Raw genomic sequence first — 21,583 nt, 5'->3', positions numbered from 1 at the left:
CCTCATATTGTTATAAAGATAAGGCTAACTCTGGCTGTTGATTGCTTCTCCCTACTACTTGCAGGATTGATTTTGAAAAATATGCTTCGTTTCGTAGGAACGCATCAACAAACGTGAAAATAGATATTCTTCCGCTGAAAATCTTTTTATTTTCAACGGATAGGCAAGGAATTCATTGAGTTGGATCAGATCGTAGACGGCTCGGCTTCTGATTGTTTGCGTGCAGAAAACTGGTTGTTGATGACACCATACAGCCGAATTGCCAGTTCTATGGCAAAGCGCTTTTCAGGTGTCTCGACATTGATGCCAAACAGTTCCTGTATCCGCGTGAGACGATAACGCAATGTTGTAACGTGAAGCCCCATCGTGTCGGCACAGGCCTGACTGCGACATCCTTCTTGCAGAAAGGTCGAAAGTGTTTCGAGATAAGGTGTACCGTTTTCGCGATCATGTTCGGCGATAGCTCCAACACTATCATGCACAAATCCACGCACATCAACCGCTTCCGAAGCTGCAACAAGCATCGGCAAAGGTCCGAAATCCTGGGCCGACAATGCCCCTGTCAATCCGAACGCACGGCCGATCCGCACCATGCGGTTGCAGCGTTCCCACGCAACTGGATAATCGGCCAACCCCGCACAGCGATTGCCGCTGACCACAATCGGTTTCTCATCGAAGTAGCGTCCAAGTTCTTCGGCTATGCGCTGGGCTAGTTTGGTAGTCCGTTCCTGTCGCTTGCTTCCATCAAACGGAAGAAGACAAACAGCACCACCTTCGATTGCGATCAGATTGGCCTCAATGCCTGCCTTCTGCATGATGCGTGACAGAATATGTTCGATATCAATGGATGCCCCGCCAAACGCCTTGGTTTTTTCCGGAAAATCGATGAGGAGCATCTGTCGCGCGGTCGAGAAATTGAGCCCAAGCCTCTGAGCCCTTTGCGAAACATCACTCGCATTGCGCCAGCGGGCCTCGACCACTTCAAAAAACAGTTCGGTCTGGGTGCGCGTTTCAAACCGAAAACGTATGAAACTGCGCATCATTTCTACACTCAGTGCAAATTTTGCACTATCAAGCATCAGCAGATCAAGGTCGCTGAACTCCCTCGATGTTGGAAACAGGATCAACGCTCCAACCAGTTGCTTGTCGACCATCAATGCTTCCACGCGCGCAGCAATGGTCATGCGTTTCTGACCATCATCCAGGAAAAAGCTGACAGATTCCACCGAGCCTCGCTCGATAGCATCACGAGCCGTTTTCATCAGCGGCCTTGCAAAAGCGGTCGAAACGGCATCCTGCCACGCAATCTTTTCAAACAGCGCTTCGTTGGGCGATGCACCTGCGATGATTTGATTGGTGGTAAAATCAATGACGATTGTCGGATTGGGCAAAAGCGTACCGACCATGGCGGCAAGTGAGCCTACCGAACCATCACTCAGGACATGCTCCAGCAGGGACGTATGCGCTTTGAGCGCGTTCTCGAGACGCCGCGCCGCACGCTTTTCTACTTGGTGTCGATGTTCCCTCTCGACCGCCATTGCACCAAGATGAATAATCGTTCCCAGAAAGGCGAGATCATCCTGTGTGACCTCGGTGAGTTGTCGTGAAATAACACTGAGCACCATCGGTCGCCCGTCGCTGTCTAGACAATTCATGGGCATCACGAGAACGGTTCGATAGTCGCGCTCAAAGGCCTCCGCCCTGTATCCCGGAAACTCATCCGACTGACGTGCATCACGAATATAGACCGGTTCGTTGCGCTGTAACGCCATCAGAGAGGGGCTGGTTGCCAGCTCCCACCGATCGGGCAACTGGCGTTCAATCAGTGTCGGATCATGCCGCACGATCACATGCGCATAGCCATGTGCGGCATCGATGCCCATGATAGAACCCAGCGTCCAGTTGGCATGCTGGCAAGCGGCTTCGATCAAATCTTGCAGAACGGTCTCGATGTCGTCGCCGCTGTTGATCTGGCTGGCAACGGCCCGCAGTGACAAAATCTGTAGAGTACGATTCAAGCTGGCGCCTCCCAACAACATGCGTGCATCATGCGCACGACGTTATACGAATGCTACTAGGCTTCATAGGAAGTTTTTACGCTTCTCTCCGTGAATGCGATGAAGAAGCCGACTGAATTCCGGTTAGTCTTGATGCAACTCAACCCTTCGAAAACCTTAAAATGAGAACATCATGGCACTGGAAATCAGGAAAATCAGCACCTCCATCGAAGAGACATTGATTGAAGGTGGCAAGCTTGCAGCCCGTCCGGTCAATATCGTCGTGGTGTCCGCAGTAATTCGCAATCCATGGGCGGGACGAGGTTTCGTTGAAAACTTGCGGCCAGAAATTATCGATATTGCAGAAGAGCTGAGCCAGACTATGACTAAGCGCATCCTGCAGCTTATGCCCGCCGAAAAGGTCGAGGCATGCGGCAAGGCTGCGGCAGTTGGGATCAACGGCGAGATTGAACATGCCTCAGCGGTCATTCATACGCTGCGATTTGGCAATCCTTTCCGCAACGCGATCGGCGGTACAAACTATCTGGAATTCGCCAACACGCGCAACGCACCGGGTGCATTGATGTCACTGCCCATGATGCACAAGAGCGAGAACGGCAAACGATCTCATTTCCTGACAGCGAATTTTATGGTTGCGGATGCCCCTGGGTCAGATGAAATTCTGGTCTCCCTGGGAGTTTCCGACAATGGACGCGCTCATGCGCGCATTGCTGACCGTTTTCAGGATATTGCAGAGATGGAAGCTGAAGCGCTTCTCCAACCGTGAGCGGAGGCGGTCTCTGCGGTTCTTCGAAGCCGTATACTATGTTCCTCGCGGCAGATCAGAAGCGGCGAGAGAAGGATCGTGAAACGACCAGGGTCAGACTGGAAAAATCAGTCGCACATCCCGCATGGGCTTGCGCTGCATCATGAATGATGAGGCCTCTAGATAATGGCTCGTGTTTCTTATCTCCATCCTCTCGACTCCAATTGCCAGCCAGAACAAACTTCAAATTGAAATGGTCATAGTCATCGGCGCCGATACGATAATTGGATCGACGCAGCTTTCGGGCGACGCCGGGACTATTTGTGAACAAGAATTCAGCAAAGCGGTATGTGCAATGCGTGCTGAAATGCTTCGGGTTGGAAGATGTTGACGTCACAACGCGGACCAGAAGATTCTTGCCAGAAACCAAGAGCCGATTTTAAGGGCATCTCTCGCATGTTTGTTTTGAATAACGGTGTTGGTCGATATTCCTGCGTGTCTTCGCTGTTTGATTCCTCGCTCATGCAACCTCGATGCGTCAATTATGACCTTTAGAAAATTCGTTTGGATGCAGTTTGCAAACTGTCTTTCTATGCTCATTGCTACAACGTTGGCCATTCGCCTCGGCCGGATATACGTCAGCAATTGTGTTGGACGATCTTGATCCAGCCGACCCGTTGCAAAACGGTACAACTGAAGAGGGTAGTGTTGCAAATTTTCATGTTTACAGATCTATAAGCCGGTCATTGTGAATAAATGAGCGAGGTGGCTGCGAATGACAGTCGATTTCAAGTGCGGTATATCAGGAGCAATCCAGCATCTTGCTGGTATGAAGGATTCGAGAATTATCGTCGCCATTAACAAAGACGAAGAGGCTCCGATCTTCCAGGTGGCAGACTACGCAATCGTTGCAGATATATTTGAGGCTTTGCCGGAGTTAGCAAGAAGCTTAGATTGATGTTTGCCTGACAAACACCTATTTCACAGCCTTCAGGCAATGAAACCAAAGCGCGTCGCAATTTGTCGAATTGAGTCGACGCGCTTTATCGTTTTGTTTTTTGCGCATGACTTTATTTCTCAATCGGCACTGACCTTTGAGCGACAGTCAAGAATACCGGCTCTAATTCGATTCCGACGAACCACGTCTCCATTCGCGTTGAAATGACCTGCGAAGTTGGCCCGTCGGCATTACCTCACTAACCGTATGATACGCATGGAGTCGCTTTTCCATAAAAGCTAAAAGCGATTTATACTTCCTGCTGCAGCCAATACCAATGGCGCGAAATGACCAACGAAGTTGTCTCTGTTCCATTCACTTAAAGAACCGCCTATGTGTATGGCTGCTACTGGACGCCCTTCGGGACCGCGTATCGCTGCGCCAATAGCGATTTCCCCCTGAAGAACTTCTTCAGAAGCAAGAGCATAACCGTTTTCGCGAGCTTCGTGAATTTTGTCCCAGATTTCTTGGGGCTCTGTAATGGTACGCGGTGTAAATTTGCGTCGATTAGAACGTTGAATAATTTCGTTTACTTCATCATCGCTGAGTTGTGCCATAACTGCTCGACCACCTGATGTACAATAGAGCGGCACGCTGTTGCCAATGAGCGTTGCGAAAAATGCTTCCCGCTTACTTTGTAATCGGAGAGCATAAACCAAACGAAGATCGTCTCGCACGCTCAAATCAACCCGCTCACTCGCATCGCGTCGCAGTTCAAGAAGAGACGGAAGCGCACGAACAATAACAGAGTTCAAGCGGAGATAATCCAGCGTGTGATCAAGAATACGAACGCCGGGAACATAACCACGGTCATTGGGATCGCGTTCAATATATCCCTGTTGCCGAAGTGTGTGAACAATGCGCTGCACAGTGCTTTTCCCCATGCCGCATATTTTTGCAATCTCGTTGAGAGTCAATGGCTTACTGGTGCCATGAAACGCTGACAAAACCTGCATCGCGCGCGCTATCGCGGAGACAAAAAGCGGGTCTTTTTCATCCGCATCAGACACCGGACGAACACCATATTCCACTCTCTCAACGTCGCGCATAGTCCCTCCTTTAAATCCCCTTGACACATTAGCAATATGCCAGCTATCGTCAATAACAATACTACCGTATCGCTAGTCGATACCAATGTCAATCACGGGAATGATTGGCTTACGGACTGGAGGAGGAAAGAATGCGCGGAACAAGTCTCAACTTCGACACGAGTAAAAAAGTTGGATGTCAAAGCCACCAGTCAGCATCATTGCTGCCAAAAAAAACAACGGAACATCATCTGCAAATGGGAAAAGCAATGCTTCATGAAAAGAATTCACAGCCATCGCTGAAAGCCAAAGGCCATGCAAATCCCGGCATGAGCCGCTTGCGGTCAACTTTTGCAGGCATCGCAACCGTTTTGCTCGCTGGTTCGGCATTTTGCTTTCCAGCTCAGGCGCAGACAATCACGGCCGTCATGGAAGGACTACGTGTCCTTGATCCGGTGATTACCACCGCGCATATTACGCGTAACCATGCCTATATGATTTATGACGTGCTGGTCGCCGTTGATGACAAATTTCGGCCGCAGCCACAGATGGCAAGCTGGACAGTCTCCGACGACAACAAGACCTACGCATTTACGCTGCGCGACGGCCTGAAATTTCATGACGGCGCGCCGGTAACGGCTGCGGATGTGGTTGCCTCGCTCAAGCGTTGGGGACAGCGCGATTCTGGCGGCCAAACAATTTTTAAGCTCACAGACAGCCTTGAAGCAAAAGACGACAAGACGATTGTATGGACGCTGAGCAAACCATTCCCTCCACTTCTCGACACTATTGCGAAACAGTCCGCCCTGCCTCCGTTCATAATGCCTGCACGCATCGCAGCAACGCCTGCTGATACCGCAATCACAGAATATATTGGCTCCGGCCCATTCAAATTTGTTACCGAAAAATTCCAGCCGGGCGTTAGTGCCACTTATGTGAAATTTGAAGACTACGTGCCGCGTGACGAGCCACCAAGCTGGATGGCCGGTGGCAAGAAGGCCAATGTTGACGAAGTAAACTGGGTCACAATGGCTGACTCGCAGACGGCAGTTAACGCAATCATGTCTGGCGAAGTTGACTTCATCGATCAGGTTCCTGTTGATCTGCTGCCAATCCTCGAAACAAGCGATGACGTCGCTATCGAATTGCGTGATGATCTGGGCTATCAGGCCATTGGCCGAATGAACTTCAAACATCCTCCTTTTGATAACAAGAAAGTCCGTCAGGCAGCGCTTATGGCTCTGAGCCAGAAAGATTTCCTCGCAAACATCGTCGGCAATCCTGAGTACTACAAAGTTTGCGGAGCAATATTTGGTTGTGGCACACCTTTGGGTGATGAAACCGGCGGCGAAACGCTGATCAATGGCGGCGATATTGAAGGCGCAAAAAAGCTCCTTGCTGAATCCGGCTATGACGGCACGCCTGTTGTTATTCTTCAGCCAACCGATGTTCGTGTGATTGCATCGCAGCCAGTTGTTGCAGCACAAGCATTACGCGCAGCAGGCTTTAAAGTCGATCTGCAGCCAATGGATTGGCAGTCTGTCGTAACGCGACGCGCCAATCAGGGCAAGCCAAGCGAAGGGGGCTGGAACATGTTCTTTACGAACTGGATCGTTCCAGAAGTCGACAATCCGCTGATTAGCCCAATGCTGAACGGTCGGGGCGATCAGGCATGGTTCGGATGGCCAAAGGATGATGAAATCGAAGCTCTGCGTGGAGAATTCATCGATGCAAAGACACCTGAACAGCGCAAGGAAATCGCCAAGAAAATCCAGATTCATGCGATGGACAATGTGAGCTATTTGCCGCTCGGCCAGTTCTATTCTCCGCATGCCCGCCGCAAGGTGCTGGAAGACATGGTTATGTCTCCGGTACAGGTATTCTGGAACGTTAAAAAAGTCGAATAGCGTTTGCGCTTCACCACCTACCTAGACTGCTCACATAAATCTGAATGCGTTTGATCTGGAAGTTCCCCTTCTCAGCTTGTTCTCATTCGCCCGAATTTTCGACAAGGACAACCCATGTTTGGCTTTATCCTGCGTCGCATTCTTGCCGTCATCCCAGTCATGGCAATCGTTGCGATCTTTGTTTTCCTCCTTCTGCGCCTGACACCCGGTGATCCCGCCGCGATCATTGCCGGTGATTCAGCAACGACCGAGCAGCTTGATCGCATCAGGGAGTCGTTGGGGTTGAACCTGCCGCTTCATGTTCAGTTTTTCACTTGGGTCGGCCATTTGTTTCAGGGCGATCTCGGAACATCGCTGATTTCTGGTACCTCTGTCACAACGATGATTGGTCAGCGCATGTGGCCGACTTTGAACATCGCTTTAATGACGATCTTCTTGTCCGTTGCCATTGCAGTTCCGCTGGGAATTTTGGCTGCATGGCGTCATCGTACATGGATTGATTACGCCGTCATGACGCTCTCGGTGTTGGGCTTCTCGATACCGGTTTTCGTTATCGGCTACCTGTTCATCCAGTTTTTTGCGATTGATCTGCGCTGGTTCCCGGTTCAGGGCTATACCGCACCAACGGAAAATTTTGGTAAGTTCCTTTCGCGTGCAGCACTCCCCTGTTTCACACTGGCTGTGATTTATGTGGCGCTTATTGCACGCATGACCCGCGCTTCCATGCTTGAAGTGTTGGGTGAAGATTATATCCGCACCGCCCGCGCTAAGGGTGTGCGCGAAAAAGTCGTTCTTTTTCATCACGCATTGCGCAATGCTGCTGTTCCTATTCTCACTGTTATAGGCACAGGCTTTGCTCTGCTCATCGGCGGCGTGGTTGTGACGGAAAGCGTCTTTAATATACCCGGAATTGGACGCCTCACAGTGGATGCCGTTCTCGCACGCGATTATCCGGTTATTCAGGGAATGATCCTGCTTACCAGTGCGCTTTACGTGTTCGTCAATCTCCTGATTGATCTTTCCTACACGCTCTTTGACCCAAGGATACGCTACTAATGTCAGCCACACCACAACCGGCAGCACGCCTGCAATGGCTGCTGGGCGCTCTGTCCTTCTCAAAGGCAACTCGACTTGGCATTGGTCCGATCATTGCCGCCGCCGTGCTCATCATTCTCATCGTGATGACTTTGATCTCGCCGTGGATTGTCCCGCATGATCCCATGACTATGGATGCCTTGCAGCGTCTGAAGCCACCTTCAGAAACTTATGCGCTGGGCACGGACGGTTACGGTCGTGATCTCTTGTCCCGTGTTCTGATGGGTGGGCGTGTATCACTGCTCATCGGAATTGGTGCAGCAATTGTCAGCATCTTTCTTGGGCTGATCATTGGTCTGGTTGCGGGCTTCTCCCGCGTTGCGGACGCCATCATTATGCGTGTTATGGATAGCCTTATGGCGATACCGTCCATCTTGCTGGCCATCGCACTGATCGCGCTAAACGGTGCAAGCATTGGCTCGGTTCTGGCGGCAATCACCATTCCGGAAATTCCGCGCGTTGTTCGTCTGGTACGTTCCATTGTGCTTTCAGCTCGCGAAGAACCTTATATTGAAGCAGCGCTTTCGCTTGGGTCTTCGATGCCAAAGATCATCTGGCAGCATCTGATGCCAAACACACTGGCACCGCTGACTGTGCAGGCTACTTATGTCTGCGCATCAGCCATTCTGACCGAGGCAATTCTATCGTTCCTGGGTGCGGGCATTTCGACCGAAATCCCGACATGGGGCAACATCATGGCCGAAGGCCGGCTCTATTTTCAGCTTAAGCCATCGCTGATCTTCTGGCCGGGATTGTTGCTTTCACTATGCATCCTTTCCATCAACCTTCTGGGCGATACGGCGCGTGATCTGCTCGATCCACGTCTCAAGAAACGCGAGGGCTGATCATGATTTTCAAGAACCGAAATTTTGACAATGCACCCACAGTGCTGGAAATATCCGATCTGACCGTAAGGCTTGCTGGCAACAGCAACGCGAAACCTGTTCTCAATGGCATTTCACTGAAAATCAGGAAAGGCGAGACAGTCTGCCTCGTTGGAGAAAGCGGGTCGGGCAAGTCCGTCACATCGCTTTCGATCATGGGGCTTTTGCCAAAAGGTGCGCTAGAACCCGCTGGGGGTCAGATCAATCTGGAAGGTAAAAACCTTCTCGATCTCGGACCACAGGCAATGCGTGCCATTCGCGCCCGAAAAATCTCAATGATCTTTCAGGAGCCGATGACTGCGCTTAATCCGGTTTTGCGTGTTGGCGAACAGATTGAAGAAGTGCTGCGCACGCATTTGAATCTCTCATCCAGCGAGCGTAAGGCGCGTGTTCTCAACATCATGGAGCAGGTTCATCTGCCCGATATTGATCGCGTTTATCGCTCCTATCCGCATCAGTTATCTGGTGGTCAGCGTCAGCGTATCATGATCGCCATGGCGCTTGTGCTTGAACCGCAATTGCTGATTGCTGATGAGCCGACGACAGCACTTGACGTCACAACGCAAAAGCAAATCCTTAGTCTGATAGCCGAATTACAGGAGAAGCACGGCACAGCGGTTTTGTTCATTACGCACGATATGGGCGTTGTGGCGGAAATTGCTGATACCGTCCATGTGATGAAAAACGGCAATGTGGTTGAACATGCGCCGGTCGAAAAACTACTGCGCTCCCCACAGGAAGATTACTCGAAAAAGCTGCTACAATCCGTGCCAAGCCTGACGCCACGCGCAGCACGCGCGACTGCTTCTAATGAACTAGCCCTTCAGGTCGATGATCTTCAAAAGGCATATGGCACGCACAAGGTATTCGTTAAAGGCGAGCATACATTCGCTGCAAGCGATGTGAGTTTCACGATCAAGCGTGGTCGAACACTCGGAATAGTGGGCGAAAGCGGCTCGGGTAAATCGACCGTTGCCCGATGTGTAATGCGCCTTATCGATCCTACAGCGGGCGACATTAAGGTTTCCGACTACAACATCGCCAAGCTTTCGCAACGCCAGCTTAAACCCTATCGCAAGCATATCCAGATCATCTTTCAGGACCCGTTTCGCTCACTTAATCCGCGCTGGACGATTGGCCGAAGCCTTGTTGAAGGCCCGGTCAATATGGGCGTCGATAAACGCACGGCGACAGCGCGCGCAGCGGAACTGCTGCAACTGGTTGGATTACCGGAAGATGCAATCGATCGCTATCCGCATCAGTTCTCAGGTGGTCAACGCCAGCGCATTGCCATTGCACGAGCCGTTGCTATGGAGCCGGATGTCCTTGTGGCTGACGAGGCGGTTTCTGCACTTGACGTTTCTGTTCAGGCACAGGTGTTGCAACTGCTCGATGAATTGCAGGAAAAGCTCGGCATCTCCATCCTTTTCATCACGCACGATCTGCGTGTGGCAGCGCAAATTTGCGACGATGTTCTGGTTATGCAGCATGGCCGCATCGTTGAGTATGACACCGCGATCAATGTGCTTTCAGAACCCAAACACGCCTATACGTGCAGCCTTATTGATGCAGCACCCGGCAGGCAGTGGGATTTTGCCCACTTCCGTGAGCTTAGCAATCCTTCAATTGAAGCGCCGCTGAACTGAATTTCCTCGTTTCCTAGACTGGATCAAACGTAATCATGACAAAACTTAATGCCCTCAGCGCTCAGGAAATGATTAACGGCTACGAAGCCGGAACCTTTTCGCCTGTTGAAGTTACCAAAGCAGTTATTGAGCATATTGAGCAACACGACCCGCAACTGAATGCGATGTGGTTTGTTGATGCGGAAGGTGCTCTTGCAGCGGCACGTGCATCCGAAGCACGCTGGAAAGCGGGAGAACCAATTCGTGTGAAGGGCGTATCGCTGGATGGCGTTCCCGTCACACTCAAAGAAAACATTGCGACCAAAGGCGTGCCGATGCCGCTGGGCACAGCTTCCGGCGACATGACACCGAAGAGCGCAGATTCACCACCCGCCGCCCGCCTGCGTGAGGCAGGTTCTGTCTTTCTCGGAAGAACAACAATGCCGGATTTTGGAATGGCATCATCGGGGACATCCAGCTTTCACAAACTCGCCCGCAATCCTTGGAATCTGGAAAAGAACCCCGGCGGATCGAGTGCCGGTGCTGCTGCTGCCGGTGCTGCGGGCTATGGTCCAATCCATCTGGGAACCGATATTGGTGGGTCCGTACGGCTACCGGCTGCATGGTGTGGTCTGGTTGGGCATAAGCCAAGCTTGGGACGCATTCCTATCGAGCCACCTTTTATGGGACGTGCCGCAGGTCCAATGACACGACGCGTTCACGATGCCGCAATGGCCATGGCTATTCTGTCCCAGCCAGACAGTCGCGATCACATGAGCCTCCCAGAAGCCGACATTGATTGGCTAAATCTTGAGCGTAGCGTTCGTGGCTTAAAGATTGGCCTTCTTCTCGACCCGGGCTGCGGAATGGCTGTCGATCCGCAAGTAACCGCTGCCGTCACAGAGGCCGCCAAACTATTCGAAAGTGCCGGTGCACATGTCGAACTTTTAAAACCTTGGATGACACCCGAAATGCTTCGTGGTCTGGATCATTTCTGGCGCACAAGATCCGGTTTAGATGTGCAGGCCCTTCCAGAGCAAACACGTGAGAAAATCCTACCCATCATGCGTGAATGGGCTGAATCCGGCCTTGGAAAAACAGGGGAAGAAGTCTTCAGTAACTATTTGATGACGCTGGAGATCAGGTCAAAGACGGTCGCGGCGACTGCTGATTACGATTTTGTTCTGACGCCAATTTCACCCAATGTCAGCTTTCCAGCAGAATGGACTTACCCAAACAACAATACTGTTGAGGGTGCACAATCCCACATCAACTTTACGCTGTTGTTCAATATGAGCGAACAGCCTGCCATTTCTGTTAATTGCGGATATGACAGTGCAGGCGTGCCGATTGGATTGCAAATTGCTGGGCGTCGCTTTGATGATCTGGGCGTTTTGCAAATGGCTAGATGGTTTGAGGTTGCACGCGCACCTCAACGGGCATGGCCGTTCTGAAGACGTGAAGAAGATTGCTAAACCGCGGCATTCTTTGGCCCTGCTTGAGCCAGCCAGAAAACTAAACACGTTGCTAGCAACTGTATCTCTCATACTTTCGGAAGCACCCATTTTTGACGCTTTTTACACAGGGTGTTAGCAAGGTTGACCAATTTTCGGGCAACGGCTGTGATGATGACCTTGTGCGGTTTCCCAGCTTTTCGCAAACGATCCGCGAATGCTTTCATGGTTGGGTTATGATGCGCAGCGACCAGAGCAGCTTGGAACATCACGTGCCTCAAGGCACGACGACCGCCTGCAATAGACCGTTTTCCACGCAGGGTTCCACTATCATGTGCCACTGGAGCCAAACCTACAAGAGCTGCAGCTTGTTCGCCGGTGATGGTGCCAAGCTCTGGCATTTCAGCGACCAGCATTGTACTTGCCACTGGACCAATTCCGGGTATGGAGCGCACAACGCTAACGGTCTCGGACAGCAAATCGTCACTGGATATGGCGGCTACGATCCTGTCCTCAAGCTCTTTGATCAGGCTGTCGAGCCAAACCTTGAGTTCGGTATCGATGCCGTCAAACATCTCAGCTGTGCCAAGTTTGTGATGCGCACGGATCTGGGCAAGAAGGCGTTTTCGCATCTCCACCATCTGGGCACGCTTCGAGGTCAATGCTCTGAGAAATCTGAGCTTTTCTGCAGGAAGACTGCGACCCGCATCGGGTCGGAAAGCAAAGAACCGCGCGATGAGTTCTGCATCAATCCTGTCAGTCTTGGCGCGTGTGCCGCGGCTTTGCACAAATGCCTTCACCTGAGCGGGAGGCACTTGGCGGGCGACGACACTTTCTGCCTCGAGCTTTGCCCAGAGCTGCCATTCCTGTCCACCGGTAGACTCAAGGCGGTGTTGTCACGTTAAGTTTCTCTGGCCGGAAAGGTCAGCGGCTCGTAGATATTCAGGCGACACCGGCCGCAATTTTCCATGCATCGAAAGCTTCGAGGCGATGGTATCGAATTGTTTGTGCGGCTCGGCGGCTGGACGGAACTGAAAAGCAATTGCGGGTAGCTGAGTGCATAGAGACGAACCGTTGCAACATGCCTGGTGATCGGTGGCCTTGCATGGTTCGTTCCCGTTTTCGAAACGGCAGATGGCTATTCTCGGCCCGATTATTGAGGCCCTTGTGCGACCAATGGTCAAGGCCGGGTGTCACTTCTGCCTTTGGGCACCGTACGAGCGGAGCTTATCGGTGATGATCCGTTTGGGAGCAAAGCCATAGCGCTTCATTAACGCCACGAGCACTCGCTTTGCCGCCCCTTTATCACGCTGCTTCTGCAAGTTTTCTTCGAGAACGGTGCCGTTTTGATCCACCGCACGCCAGAGCCAGAATTTCTCTCCAGCGCATTTGACGACCACTTCGTCCAGATACCAAATATCGCCGGGGCGCGCCTGACGCCGCCGCAAGTTGCGTGCGATCTGGGGTCCGAACTTGGCGATCCAACGACGAACTGTCTCGTATGACACGTCGATCCCACGCTCAAGCAGCATTTCCTCAACTTCACGCAGACTAAGGTTGAACCGCAGATAAAGCCACACCGCATGAGCAACGATCTGTGGCGGAAAACGGTGACGCTTGAAGCTGATATCTGATATCTGCATCGCCAAAATTTACACCAACCCGTCAGGCGGGCAACTGCAGCCCAGCTAACATGACAACACCCGAAAATCTGCATAGTCATGTCCGCACTGAGGGTGGCAGACGAATAGAAGGCACCTTAGGATCATCCTCTAATCAAATTTTCTGGAGCCGCGTTTTCGAAGGTCTGCAGGACTTTTGCGAATGCTGAAAGACGGCTGTCAGGAGCGGACTAATATCATGTCAGTCAGAATAAAGAGAAGATCATCAGGCCGGCGAACACTATAAGCAGCACGATGTAAAACGGACGAAATAGATAGAAACGCTGCCAATTCGTGAGGCCGAGAGCATTGATGTAAACGCGCTCATCAAGCTTCAGATTGTCCGCGCCACTATCGACGGAAAAATCACCGCCGTTACTCTTATAAAATCGGTACTCCTTGATCTGCGCGACAATTTGGTGAGCCGCCAGAAGAATGACCGCCACAAACGCGGCTGAAAAAATCAAGAATTCCAATAATAGCATAACTCGAAAACGCCTCTTTAATTCGCAGGGCAGGGATAAATAGCAGCCAGCGCCTCAATCACCAATGTAGATGCTCTCCTTTTAAGACGCTCCGTCGTGATGCTTCGAAGATGCATGTATACGGCATCTGTAAGCTCATGGGGGAGAACCGATCCGGCCCCACACCAGCCTGTCCCGCTGGTAGCATCAGCCACCCCAGCTATATAAGCACTACCACGAGCGCCCGACGTTATACGACCAGCCTCACTCTGCAGAGCGCCATCATCGAACTTTCCTTCGATCGCCTTGACCAACTCAGTCCCGTTGATGATCCAGTCGCGGGCCTGATCGTTGTCAGATTCTGCCGATGCAACATTGATGGCCAGCCCTATCGACAGTATAGCCGCCGGAAAAGTTGCCCGCAATCGGTACGCTGCTCTCATCTTCCGCTCCCTTGATCTGGCGGCACTGGCGCTGCTCGAACGCAGGCGGTTATCGGCGTGAATGACCCAATGCACGCTGGAACGGGCAACATCAGATCGTGTATCGCTCATAGGCTTCGAGCAGAAATTGCTTGCCTTTCTTGGTCAAGCGCGACGCGTCAACGAATAAGGAAAACGAGTCGGTCTGATCCCACATTTTGTCGATTTGGGCGATCATATTTTTGCTCCCGAACACGACGTGAAAGCGCTCGCCAGCGGGCAACCAAACAGATAGCGGGCTTGGGGAGAACTCCAGAATGACGTCCTCATGGAAAACTTGAAAAAGACTGTCCCATGCGCAAACCGGATCAATGCTGATGGTTTTCTCCGGCTGCTTGCCGAACTCGGCATGATGGATCAAGACGTACCCTCCGGGGATTCCAGCAATCCTTGCCAGGGCAAGAAACGCAGCCCTGTCGAGAACATCAGGGAACACCCGAGATTCGAGCCTGCGCGCCAGAAGGAATGCAGGGCGCAGAAGGCGCTTCTCATCGAGCGCGTCATCAAACAGCGTATCCACTATATTGCACCATACCTCTTTGACAGCGTTTACCGCAAGACTCCCCAAGACCGTCTCAAAACTCCGAGGGCCTGACAATCCGGTTTCGATCTTCACATGATCTATGGATCTGCTTAATCATTCTCGAAGCATTCAGCGCGATTGGCGCGGCTATAACTTCACCGCACCATTGAGATAGAGGTCTTCACCTCGCTGCAGCGACGTGAAAATGAAGTCGTCTTTTCTGAGAAAGCTGTTGAACCAGCCTAAAAGATCATCTTTGGTCGACGAGTTGCGATATCCGATCAGCTTGACGGTCAGGGGAGCACTAAAGGCTATGTCAAAGGCAGTTGCGAACTGGGTGGTGCCTGAAAGCTGAATCGAAAACATGCCACCACCATCGTGGCGGATGGAAATTTCCGCACGAGCGAAAAACTCATCGCTGTAGGTGGTGATAAGACCTGGGGCTTCCCACCAATCTTCACTCGTCAAAGCGTTTCGAGTTCCTTCTCCCTGGAAGTCGGCCCGGATTTCCTGGAGGCTGCGATAGTCACGGTTCTCGAAACGCCTCAAAGGTATTTTGAGCCACTGTGTATCCAGACCCGGGTTCAACCACTGGGAGACGTCATCCTCGGGGTCATTGTTGGGATCGAAGAAGAATTTCGGAGATTTCACTTCTAAATCCAGCACCACGTAGTCATCCAGCTCCTGACCATGCCAAGATCCACTTGAGGCCCGCAAGGTGATACGTGGCTCTTCAACTGGAAGGTCGAGCGGATAGCTCTGATAAACAAGCTTAAAATGTCCCATGCGGTTCCCCGGTCTGAAAACTCATTGTGGATTCGTGAAGATAGCGGCTGTTGCTATACATTACTATGACACATCTTTCTGCAACAGACCGCTCGCAATTACTGCTTCTGCCGGAAGCCGCCGATGATTATATGGGACCGGATATCCCGGTCCGCTTCATCGAGGTTCGTTGACGGCCTCGATCTCAAGGCTGCCGGCTTCGTGCGGGTTGTCAGCCTGAAGCGGTTAGGCCCCTCTCCACCCCATTGCGAGACGCACTGACAATGTCGCCTCTCGAGGGCATTATGAAAGAATGTAGCTTCGCGATTTCGTTGCCGATGATTGGTCGTGGTTGCAGGAATGGTTCAAGGACAAGCTCCTAAATGTGCCGCAGCATCAGTGGCTTCGGCTTCCACCACCAGATAACCGCAAAACGGATTTTTGGCTTTCGCTATGCTCTGCTTCATCACACGCGTTGTCTTCCCCATCATAACACCGCGTCGATCCTGACGATGCGATGCCGCACTACGAGCCTTTGCATCGGGACTTCGGCAAGATCGAGTGACGAGCCAACGGATTACGGCAGAGTTCCCGGATCGGGCAAAGGCCGTGGGGACTTCAGTTAGGGAAGCAGCCGCCCTATTCGCCGTCGGAAAAATTCCCGCCTCCCCTCACCGGGCGGCCTTGGCGGTGCGATCATCTGTTGACAAGCTGACGCCGCCATTACGCACCACGCGCACCGTGCTATTCCTCTGGCGTGCCATTAGACAGGCCAGCATGAGATTCCGATCCCATCTGCGAACGCAGCTCGGTTCTGGTTTGGCAGAGCCTTTCGTTGGCTCTGATTGGAATTTCTATCGGCATAGGTAAACGGGGCAAATTTGGTAGCCAAGATCCTGTTTCTGATTCACAGTCAAGAACGCGCACCCGTCGACCACTCCAGATTGCCAGTCAAGAACATTTACGCGCTTTTACCAGCATTGGACGCTCTCTTTCAGGAAAAATAACCCTCCCTTGAAATCAATCAGGACAGGATCCGTCGTTGGACCGGTCAACTGACGAAACAGATGTCCGGCACTTTGGAAACGCGGTAGGTTGACCAGGAACATGTCTGCTATTTCCGGAACTCGGCGCCGGGCGCGGTGCTACGCCATTCTATTTTCGAACTGTGCCTGTCTTCACTTAGTCGATGCGGGAAGACCATTCGATCCTTTTAATCGGAATGCTTTGCCTTCAGCTTAGCAAACGCCGCTTCGTACATTTCAATGCGGCCTGCATCTTCTCGCGAGTTCAAGAAGGGTTTTCTGCGGCCTACCACCATAGTGTCAATGCCTCGTTTGATAGCGTCACCTTGGATTTGAACAGTAGCGTTAAAATGATGGCATGCTGTGTTTGGCATTCTCGCCGCGAGAAACGCATAGTCTTCTGTGTCAAAAGTGTTGGCAACAGATAGCCTTTTCAAACCACGACATTTGGCAATGGGACGTAGGCCATCGTCTTCGACTTTGAGATTCGTCAACCGCAGCTCTTCGAGGCGCGGTAGTGCGGCCAAAGGCTCAAGTGATTTCGCCGTATTCTTATTTGAAAGAGTTGGAGAACCAGAGAATTCAAAAGCACGAAGTTCTTGTAGAGTGGAAAGTGGGGAGATATCAGTCGCCTTTGGTGTGTCGATCAGTGACAACGTCTTAAGGCAACCGAGGTGTGACAAAGGAGACAAGTCGGCTACTTTGTTGTTCCAATTGATTGCGAGGTGCTCCAGCTCTGAGATTTCTCGAAGACTATAGAGAGAGGAGACCCGCATTTCATAGAAAATGACGACCCTAGCGGACAACGCTCTGCACAATTCTTCAAAATTTTTTTCGTTAGCTCCAACAATATATGCGACGGAGCCAGAAAAAACTCTATCTTCCCGCCATTCCTCGGCCCGACCATCCAGCACCACGACAGGCTTTCTAAAACTACTCCAGCCGCTTCCTTTGGGGACTTCAGAAAAAAGGTTCAGTAGAGGGGTATCTGACATTTGGGCGTGTCTCCGACCGAAAATACCATTATTGATTTATCGTCCCGTTGCATCGCGCATTTTTGCCAATGTTAAAGCAACGATCTCAACAACTATATATTCGCTATAAAGGCGCGCTCGCGCAGCCGCTCTCTCACTTCATCGAAGGTCAAGCCGAACCTCGCCAGATACTTGATCAGACGATCTGCGTCGTTGGCGCTCTTCTTTTCCTGCCGCGATTGCGCAAAGAGAACGCGTCCGGCCGCACTTGCCGATTGGCTCCCACCGCAGGTTTTCAAGACCGCGGAGAGTTGCGCTTTGTCGAAAAGATCAAGCTTACCGACAGCGTCTTTACCCATCACCATTTCAATAGTCTCGTGATCGCGATCTTCGCCCGCTTTTGACCGCCACAGTCGTGAGAGCCTGGCAATTTCCTCTTTGACTTCATGAGCCGTAATGCGTCCCTGAGGAGCAAGTGTGGCCATGCGGATAATTGAGGCAGATAGATCCCGGAAATTCGCATGCCAGTGCCCCTGCGGACCGGTTGCGAAATCAAGATAATATTGGCGGGCTTCCTTATTGAAGGTTACGTTCTGCCCTTCCTTTTCCAGATAGCGTTTTAGCTCAAAGTCGACATTCGGCTCGATGTCCTCGGGGCGTTCGCGCAAGGCTGGCAATTGAAACGTCCATAGATTGAGACGGGCATAGAGATCCTCGCGGAAACGCCCGGCCTGAACATCATCGCCCAGATCGCGATTGGTCCCGGCGATCAGCTGAAACTCTGCCGAGGCTTCCTTGTCCGAGCCGACGGGCAGAAACCGTTTGTCCTCAATGGCTCTCAGACACATCGCCTGTTCATCAAGACCAAGATCGCCAATCTCATCGAGAAACAAGACGCCCTTGTCTGCCGATTTGAGAAGGCCGGCACGTTCTCCGACTGCTCCGGTGAACGCACCTTTTGCATGGCCAAATAATGTGGACATGGCCTGATCCCCCCGCAGGGTTGCACAATTGACCTCAACAAAAGGTCCGCTGACCTTGTGCTGCGCTTTTTTCAGATCGTAAATGCGGCGCGCCAGTTGCGATTTACCCGCACCCGTCGGGCCTGTCAGCAATACAGGCGCAGTGGAGCGGATAACCACGCGCTCGATTTGATCGATCATCCAGTTGAAGTCCTGATTGCGTGTAACAATTCCCGATTTCAGAAAAGTTGCAGCATCTTCACGCTCGGATGCAAAGCGTTTTGCGATCTCATCATAGCGAGAGAGATCGAGATCGATGATGCTATGCGTGCCAGCAACATCAATTTCAGCATCTGGATCGGAGTCTTTATAGCGCGGTGGGGAAAGCTGCAAAAGGCGTGCCGGGATAATGCGCGCTTCGGTCAGAAGGAACCAGCATATCTGTGCGACGTGGGTGCCGGTGGTGATGTTCACCAGATAATCTTCCGCATCCGGATCGAAAGGATAGTCGCGGGCGAAATCACGAAGCTTGGTGTAGACCTCCGAGAAATCCCAGGGGTTGGTATAATTAACGATGTTGCAATTGACCGCCGTTGCCGGTGAGACCGTGCCGATATCGCCGATAATGCGCTTTGCCAGTGTTTCGGAATGATTATCGTGCAACAATTCAACACGGTCGATGAACAGGCCTTGCTGCTGGCACAGCGCAACATTCGGCCTCCAGCGCGACCATCGTTTGTCCCACTTGCCGACATCGAGGGTGGTACCGAGAATACTGAAGGCAACGCGTTTTTTCATTTTATCTTTTTGTATAAATACTTCTATTATCAGATAGAATAATCGAGGCTCGTTCTTTGCTCAACAAATGATCGCCATATTTCTTCGATTTTTATTTTTCTTCTTTTTCAATACGTTATGATTTTTCTCAGCGATTTTTCGATGCGAAATCGCAAACTGGCACGCTTCTTGGAATGTAAAGGTCAACGAACATTCAAATAGGTGATGCCATGGTGAACAAGGCAATCTTCAAAACTTACCTGGGCAAGCTGCTTCCATCGACAAACACGGTGAACGAAGCTGGTGCCCCGGCATATAAGCTGACGCCGAAGGAAGCCCTGGCTCAACTCGCAGCTACCGGGACTTTCAACGGAACGTTTTATGCTGATGGCGACATGCAAGCGACTGCCCTGCATGAACTCAGTTCTCAGGTCGAGCCAGAGTTTCTGGCCAAACTTGCCGTTTATGCTGGGCGAAATGGCCTAATGAAGGACATGCCGGTCACGCTGCTGGCGCTGCTTTCGACACTCCAAAGCAATGCATTTGCTGCTGCATTCCCGCAAACAGTGAAGAGCGGCAAGATGCTGCGCGGTTTCGTACAGGTCATGCGCTCAGGCGTAATGGGACGCAAGTCGCTTGGAACGCGGCCAAAGAAGATGGTGCAGGCATGGCTTGAGATGGCGAGCACGCGTCAGCTTCTCAACGCCATGGTCGGTAGTGATCCGTCTCTGGCAGACGTCGTCAAAATGGTCCATCCGAAACCGGCAAACGAAGAACGCAAAGCGCTTTATGCCTGGATGATCGGCAAGCCATACGACTACGCAGCGCTGCCGGTAGAAGTGAAGGCTCTCCAAGAGTTTCGGCGCGATCTATCGAAACCAGTGCCGGACGTTCCGTTTCAGCTGCTGACTTCGCTGCCACTGACACGCGAGCATTGGGTTGAGATCGCACGCAACGGAAGCTGGCAGGCGGTTCGCCAGAATTTGAATACGTTTGCGCGCAAAGGTGTGTTTGAAGTCGAAGGAATGACAAAGGAGATTGCCCGCCGTCTTTCGGACCCGGAAGCCGTGCGCAAAGCCAGAGTTTTTCCGTATCAGCTGATGACAACTTGGAAAGCGGCGTCGGAAGCGGTACCGGAAGAGGTTCGCGATGCGCTTCAACAGGCAATGGACGCAGCTCTTGGCAATGTGCCGGTGCTTGACGGCCGAGTGGTCCTTTGCCCGGACGTTTCTGGTTCGATGGGCTCCAGCGTCACCGGCTATCGCAAGGGTGCGACCTCGGTCGTTCGTTGCATCGACGTGGCTGGCCTGATGAGTGCTGCGTTCCTGCAGCGAAATCCGAATGCCCGGGTGATGCCGTTCGAATATGACGTTGTCGACGTTCGTCTGAACCGACGTGACTCGGTCATGACCAATGCCGAGAAACTCGCAAAGATCGGCGGTGGCGGCACCAATTGCTCCGCACCTCTGGCAAAGCTTGCCAATGAGCATGCAAGGGTGGATCTGGTGGTGTTCATCTCGGACAACCAGTCCTGGGTAGAGCAGTCGTATTATGGCAGCCCGTCAACAAAGATGCAGGAATGGGCACGGATAAAAAGGCTCAATCCGGCTGCAAAGCTTGTATGTCTCGATATCCAGCCATACCAGACGACACAGGCGGAAAGTCGAAACGACGTACTCAATATAGGCGGCTTTTCTGATGCCGTCTTCGAAGTAATTGCAGCTTTTGCCAATGGCGAAAGCCGTCCTGGGACCTGGCTGCAAAAGATCGAAGCTATCGAGCTTCAATAAAGAGAATACTCGCGCCGATTGGTCGGCGCGAGCAACTGCAACGAATGCCGGTCGAAACTACAGATCGTTACTCTCCAGGTCGCAGGTTCGAATCCTGCCGGGTTCTTCTTCTGTATGGACCCGTAGCTCAGCGGTAGAGCAGGCGTTTCACCAATACTTGTCGTTGCAGACAATTGAAATATCTGGCGAATGCCTGAGGAACTACATTGGTAAAGCCGCAAGGCGAGCAGATTCAAATTCTGCACTCTCGCAAGAGAGGAGGTTTCTCAAAAATTTGTCGCCAGATCGAAGACGGGCAGTTGCGAATGCCGGGTGGAACTACAGCACATCTTTGGGTGGTCTGGCAGGTTCGACTCCTCCTTTGCAACACGCTCTCTGGCACGAGCGGGGCCATCCTGGTTTCGCCC

General features: G+C 52.0%; 15 protein-coding genes and 4 pseudogenes. 9 read left to right on the top strand and 10 right to left on the bottom strand.

Features of this window, described 5'->3' with window-relative positions; translation table 11 throughout:
* Window positions 1-185 precede the first annotated feature (185 nt).
* On the bottom strand, window positions 186-2,018 hold the full coding sequence (locus tag KMS41_24010) for a helix-turn-helix domain-containing protein (protein ID QWK81567.1): 1,833 nt from the start codon (window positions 2,016-2,018) through the stop codon (window positions 186-188).
* Between the two features lie 172 nt (window positions 2,019-2,190).
* On the opposite strand from KMS41_24010, the gene KMS41_24005 reads away from it, so the two are divergent.
* On the top strand, window positions 2,191-2,784 hold the full coding sequence (locus tag KMS41_24005; GenBank protein ID QWK81566.1) for an amino acid synthesis family protein: 594 nt from the start codon (window positions 2,191-2,193) through the stop codon (window positions 2,782-2,784).
* Between the two features lie 772 nt (window positions 2,785-3,556).
* Window positions 3,557-3,721, top strand: a pseudogene (locus tag KMS41_24000) (FAD-binding protein).
* Between the two features lie 278 nt (window positions 3,722-3,999).
* On the opposite strand, the gene KMS41_23995 reads toward KMS41_24000, so the two are convergent.
* On the bottom strand, window positions 4,000-4,809 hold the full coding sequence (locus KMS41_23995) for an IclR family transcriptional regulator (GenBank protein ID QWK81565.1): 810 nt from the start codon (window positions 4,807-4,809) through the stop codon (window positions 4,000-4,002).
* A gap of 308 nt (window positions 4,810-5,117) precedes the next feature.
* Between KMS41_23995 and KMS41_23990 the strand changes: the two genes are divergently transcribed.
* The 5 genes from KMS41_23990 to KMS41_23970 all read left to right on the top strand — a co-directional run bounded on the left by KMS41_23990 (window position 5,118) and on the right by KMS41_23970 (window position 11,753).
* Window positions 5,118-6,695, top strand: a complete 1,578-nt coding sequence (locus KMS41_23990) for an ABC transporter substrate-binding protein (GenBank protein ID QWK81836.1) — start codon at window positions 5,118-5,120, stop codon at window positions 6,693-6,695.
* Window positions 6,696-6,809: 114 nt separating this feature from the next.
* Window positions 6,810-7,751: an ABC transporter permease gene (locus KMS41_23985; protein QWK81564.1), complete on the top strand. Its 942-nt coding sequence runs from the start codon at window positions 6,810-6,812 to the stop codon at window positions 7,749-7,751.
* A complete protein-coding gene (locus tag KMS41_23980; protein ID QWK81563.1) occupies window positions 7,751-8,635 on the top strand; it encodes an ABC transporter permease in 885 nt (294 codons plus the stop codon). The genes KMS41_23985 and KMS41_23980 overlap by 1 nt, the downstream gene beginning before the upstream one ends.
* A 2-nt stretch (window positions 8,636-8,637) precedes the next feature.
* Window positions 8,638-10,320 (top strand): ABC transporter ATP-binding protein, encoded by a 1,683-nt coding sequence (locus KMS41_23975; GenBank protein QWK81562.1) that lies wholly within the window; start codon window positions 8,638-8,640, stop codon window positions 10,318-10,320.
* Between the two features lie 35 nt (window positions 10,321-10,355).
* Entirely contained in the window at window positions 10,356-11,753 is a 1,398-nt protein-coding gene (locus KMS41_23970) for an amidase (protein ID QWK81561.1), read from the top strand.
* Window positions 11,754-11,842: 89 nt separating this feature from the next.
* On the opposite strand, the pseudogene KMS41_23965 reads toward KMS41_23970, so the two are convergent.
* The 6 genes and pseudogenes from KMS41_23965 to KMS41_23940 form a co-directional block, all read right to left on the bottom strand.
* Window positions 11,843-12,640: pseudogene (locus KMS41_23965) on the bottom strand (IS110 family transposase).
* A 55-nt stretch (window positions 12,641-12,695) separates the two neighbouring features.
* A pseudogene (locus KMS41_23960) lies at window positions 12,696-13,390 on the bottom strand (IS6 family transposase).
* 230 nt (window positions 13,391-13,620) lie between these two features.
* Window positions 13,621-13,899 (bottom strand): hypothetical protein, encoded by a 279-nt coding sequence (locus KMS41_23955; protein QWK81560.1) that lies wholly within the window; start codon window positions 13,897-13,899, stop codon window positions 13,621-13,623.
* Between the two features lie 17 nt (window positions 13,900-13,916).
* Window positions 13,917-14,321 carry a hypothetical protein gene (locus KMS41_23950; protein QWK81559.1) on the bottom strand — a complete coding sequence of 135 codons (405 nt, stop codon included), beginning with the start codon at window positions 14,319-14,321 and terminating at the stop codon, window positions 13,917-13,919.
* Between the two features lie 91 nt (window positions 14,322-14,412).
* Complete coding sequence (locus KMS41_23945; GenBank protein ID QWK81835.1) at window positions 14,413-14,880, bottom strand: hypothetical protein; 468 nt, start codon at window positions 14,878-14,880, stop codon at window positions 14,413-14,415.
* Between the two features lie 150 nt (window positions 14,881-15,030).
* Window positions 15,031-15,669: a hypothetical protein gene (locus tag KMS41_23940; GenBank protein QWK81558.1), complete on the bottom strand. Its 639-nt coding sequence runs from the start codon at window positions 15,667-15,669 to the stop codon at window positions 15,031-15,033.
* Window positions 15,670-15,734: 65 nt separating this feature from the next.
* Here KMS41_23940 and KMS41_23935 point away from each other — a divergent pair.
* Window positions 15,735-15,879, top strand: a pseudogene (locus KMS41_23935) (IS1182 family transposase).
* Window positions 15,880-16,861: 982 nt separating this feature from the next.
* On the opposite strand, the gene KMS41_23930 reads toward KMS41_23935, so the two are convergent.
* Together KMS41_23930 and rtcR are read right to left on the bottom strand one after the other, a co-directional pair.
* Complete coding sequence (locus KMS41_23930) at window positions 16,862-17,668, bottom strand: hypothetical protein (GenBank protein QWK81557.1); 807 nt, start codon at window positions 17,666-17,668, stop codon at window positions 16,862-16,864.
* A 92-nt stretch (window positions 17,669-17,760) separates the two neighbouring features.
* A complete protein-coding gene (rtcR, locus tag KMS41_23925; protein ID QWK81556.1) occupies window positions 17,761-19,407 on the bottom strand; it encodes an RNA repair transcriptional activator RtcR in 1,647 nt (548 codons plus the stop codon).
* A 209-nt stretch (window positions 19,408-19,616) separates the two neighbouring features.
* On the opposite strand from rtcR, the gene KMS41_23920 reads away from it, so the two are divergent.
* The gene (locus KMS41_23920; GenBank protein ID QWK81555.1) at window positions 19,617-21,176 is read left to right on the top strand and encodes a TROVE domain-containing protein; all 1,560 of its coding nucleotides are present in this window, start codon (window positions 19,617-19,619) and stop codon (window positions 21,174-21,176) included.
* Window positions 21,177-21,583 lie beyond the last annotated feature (407 nt).

Source organism: Ochrobactrum sp. BTU1 (genome assembly GCA_018798825.1).
Lineage (GTDB): Bacteria > Pseudomonadota > Alphaproteobacteria > Rhizobiales > Rhizobiaceae > Brucella.
The sequence above is the reverse complement of the archived record's forward strand: the minus strand, read 5'-3'. Positions and strand labels throughout refer to the sequence as shown.

What these genes read in the sequence shown, in the direction of transcription:
- KMS41_24005 (QWK81566.1), top strand. Translation starts at nt 2,191, where the DNA reads ATGGCACTGGAAATCAGGAAAATCAGCACCTCCATCGAAGAGACATTG.
- KMS41_23995 (QWK81565.1), bottom strand. Translation starts at nt 4,809, where the DNA reads ATGCGCGACGTTGAGAGAGTGGAATATGGTGTTCGTCCGGTGTCTGAT.
- KMS41_23990 (QWK81836.1), top strand. Translation starts at nt 5,118, where the DNA reads ATGAGCCGCTTGCGGTCAACTTTTGCAGGCATCGCAACCGTTTTGCTC.
- KMS41_23985 (QWK81564.1), top strand. Translation starts at nt 6,810, where the DNA reads ATGTTTGGCTTTATCCTGCGTCGCATTCTTGCCGTCATCCCAGTCATG.
- KMS41_23980 (QWK81563.1), top strand. Translation starts at nt 7,751, where the DNA reads ATGTCAGCCACACCACAACCGGCAGCACGCCTGCAATGGCTGCTGGGC.
- KMS41_23975 (QWK81562.1), top strand. Translation starts at nt 8,638, where the DNA reads ATGATTTTCAAGAACCGAAATTTTGACAATGCACCCACAGTGCTGGAA.
- KMS41_23970 (QWK81561.1), top strand. Translation starts at nt 10,356, where the DNA reads ATGACAAAACTTAATGCCCTCAGCGCTCAGGAAATGATTAACGGCTAC.
- KMS41_23955 (QWK81560.1), bottom strand. Translation starts at nt 13,899, where the DNA reads ATGCTATTATTGGAATTCTTGATTTTTTCAGCCGCGTTTGTGGCGGTC.
- KMS41_23950 (QWK81559.1), bottom strand. Translation starts at nt 14,321, where the DNA reads ATGAGAGCAGCGTACCGATTGCGGGCAACTTTTCCGGCGGCTATACTG.
- KMS41_23940 (QWK81558.1), bottom strand. Translation starts at nt 15,669, where the DNA reads ATGGGACATTTTAAGCTTGTTTATCAGAGCTATCCGCTCGACCTTCCA.
- KMS41_23930 (QWK81557.1), bottom strand. Translation starts at nt 17,668, where the DNA reads ATGTCAGATACCCCTCTACTGAACCTTTTTTCTGAAGTCCCCAAAGGA.
- rtcR (QWK81556.1), bottom strand. Translation starts at nt 19,407, where the DNA reads ATGAAAAAACGCGTTGCCTTCAGTATTCTCGGTACCACCCTCGATGTC.
- KMS41_23920 (QWK81555.1), top strand. Translation starts at nt 19,617, where the DNA reads ATGGTGAACAAGGCAATCTTCAAAACTTACCTGGGCAAGCTGCTTCCA.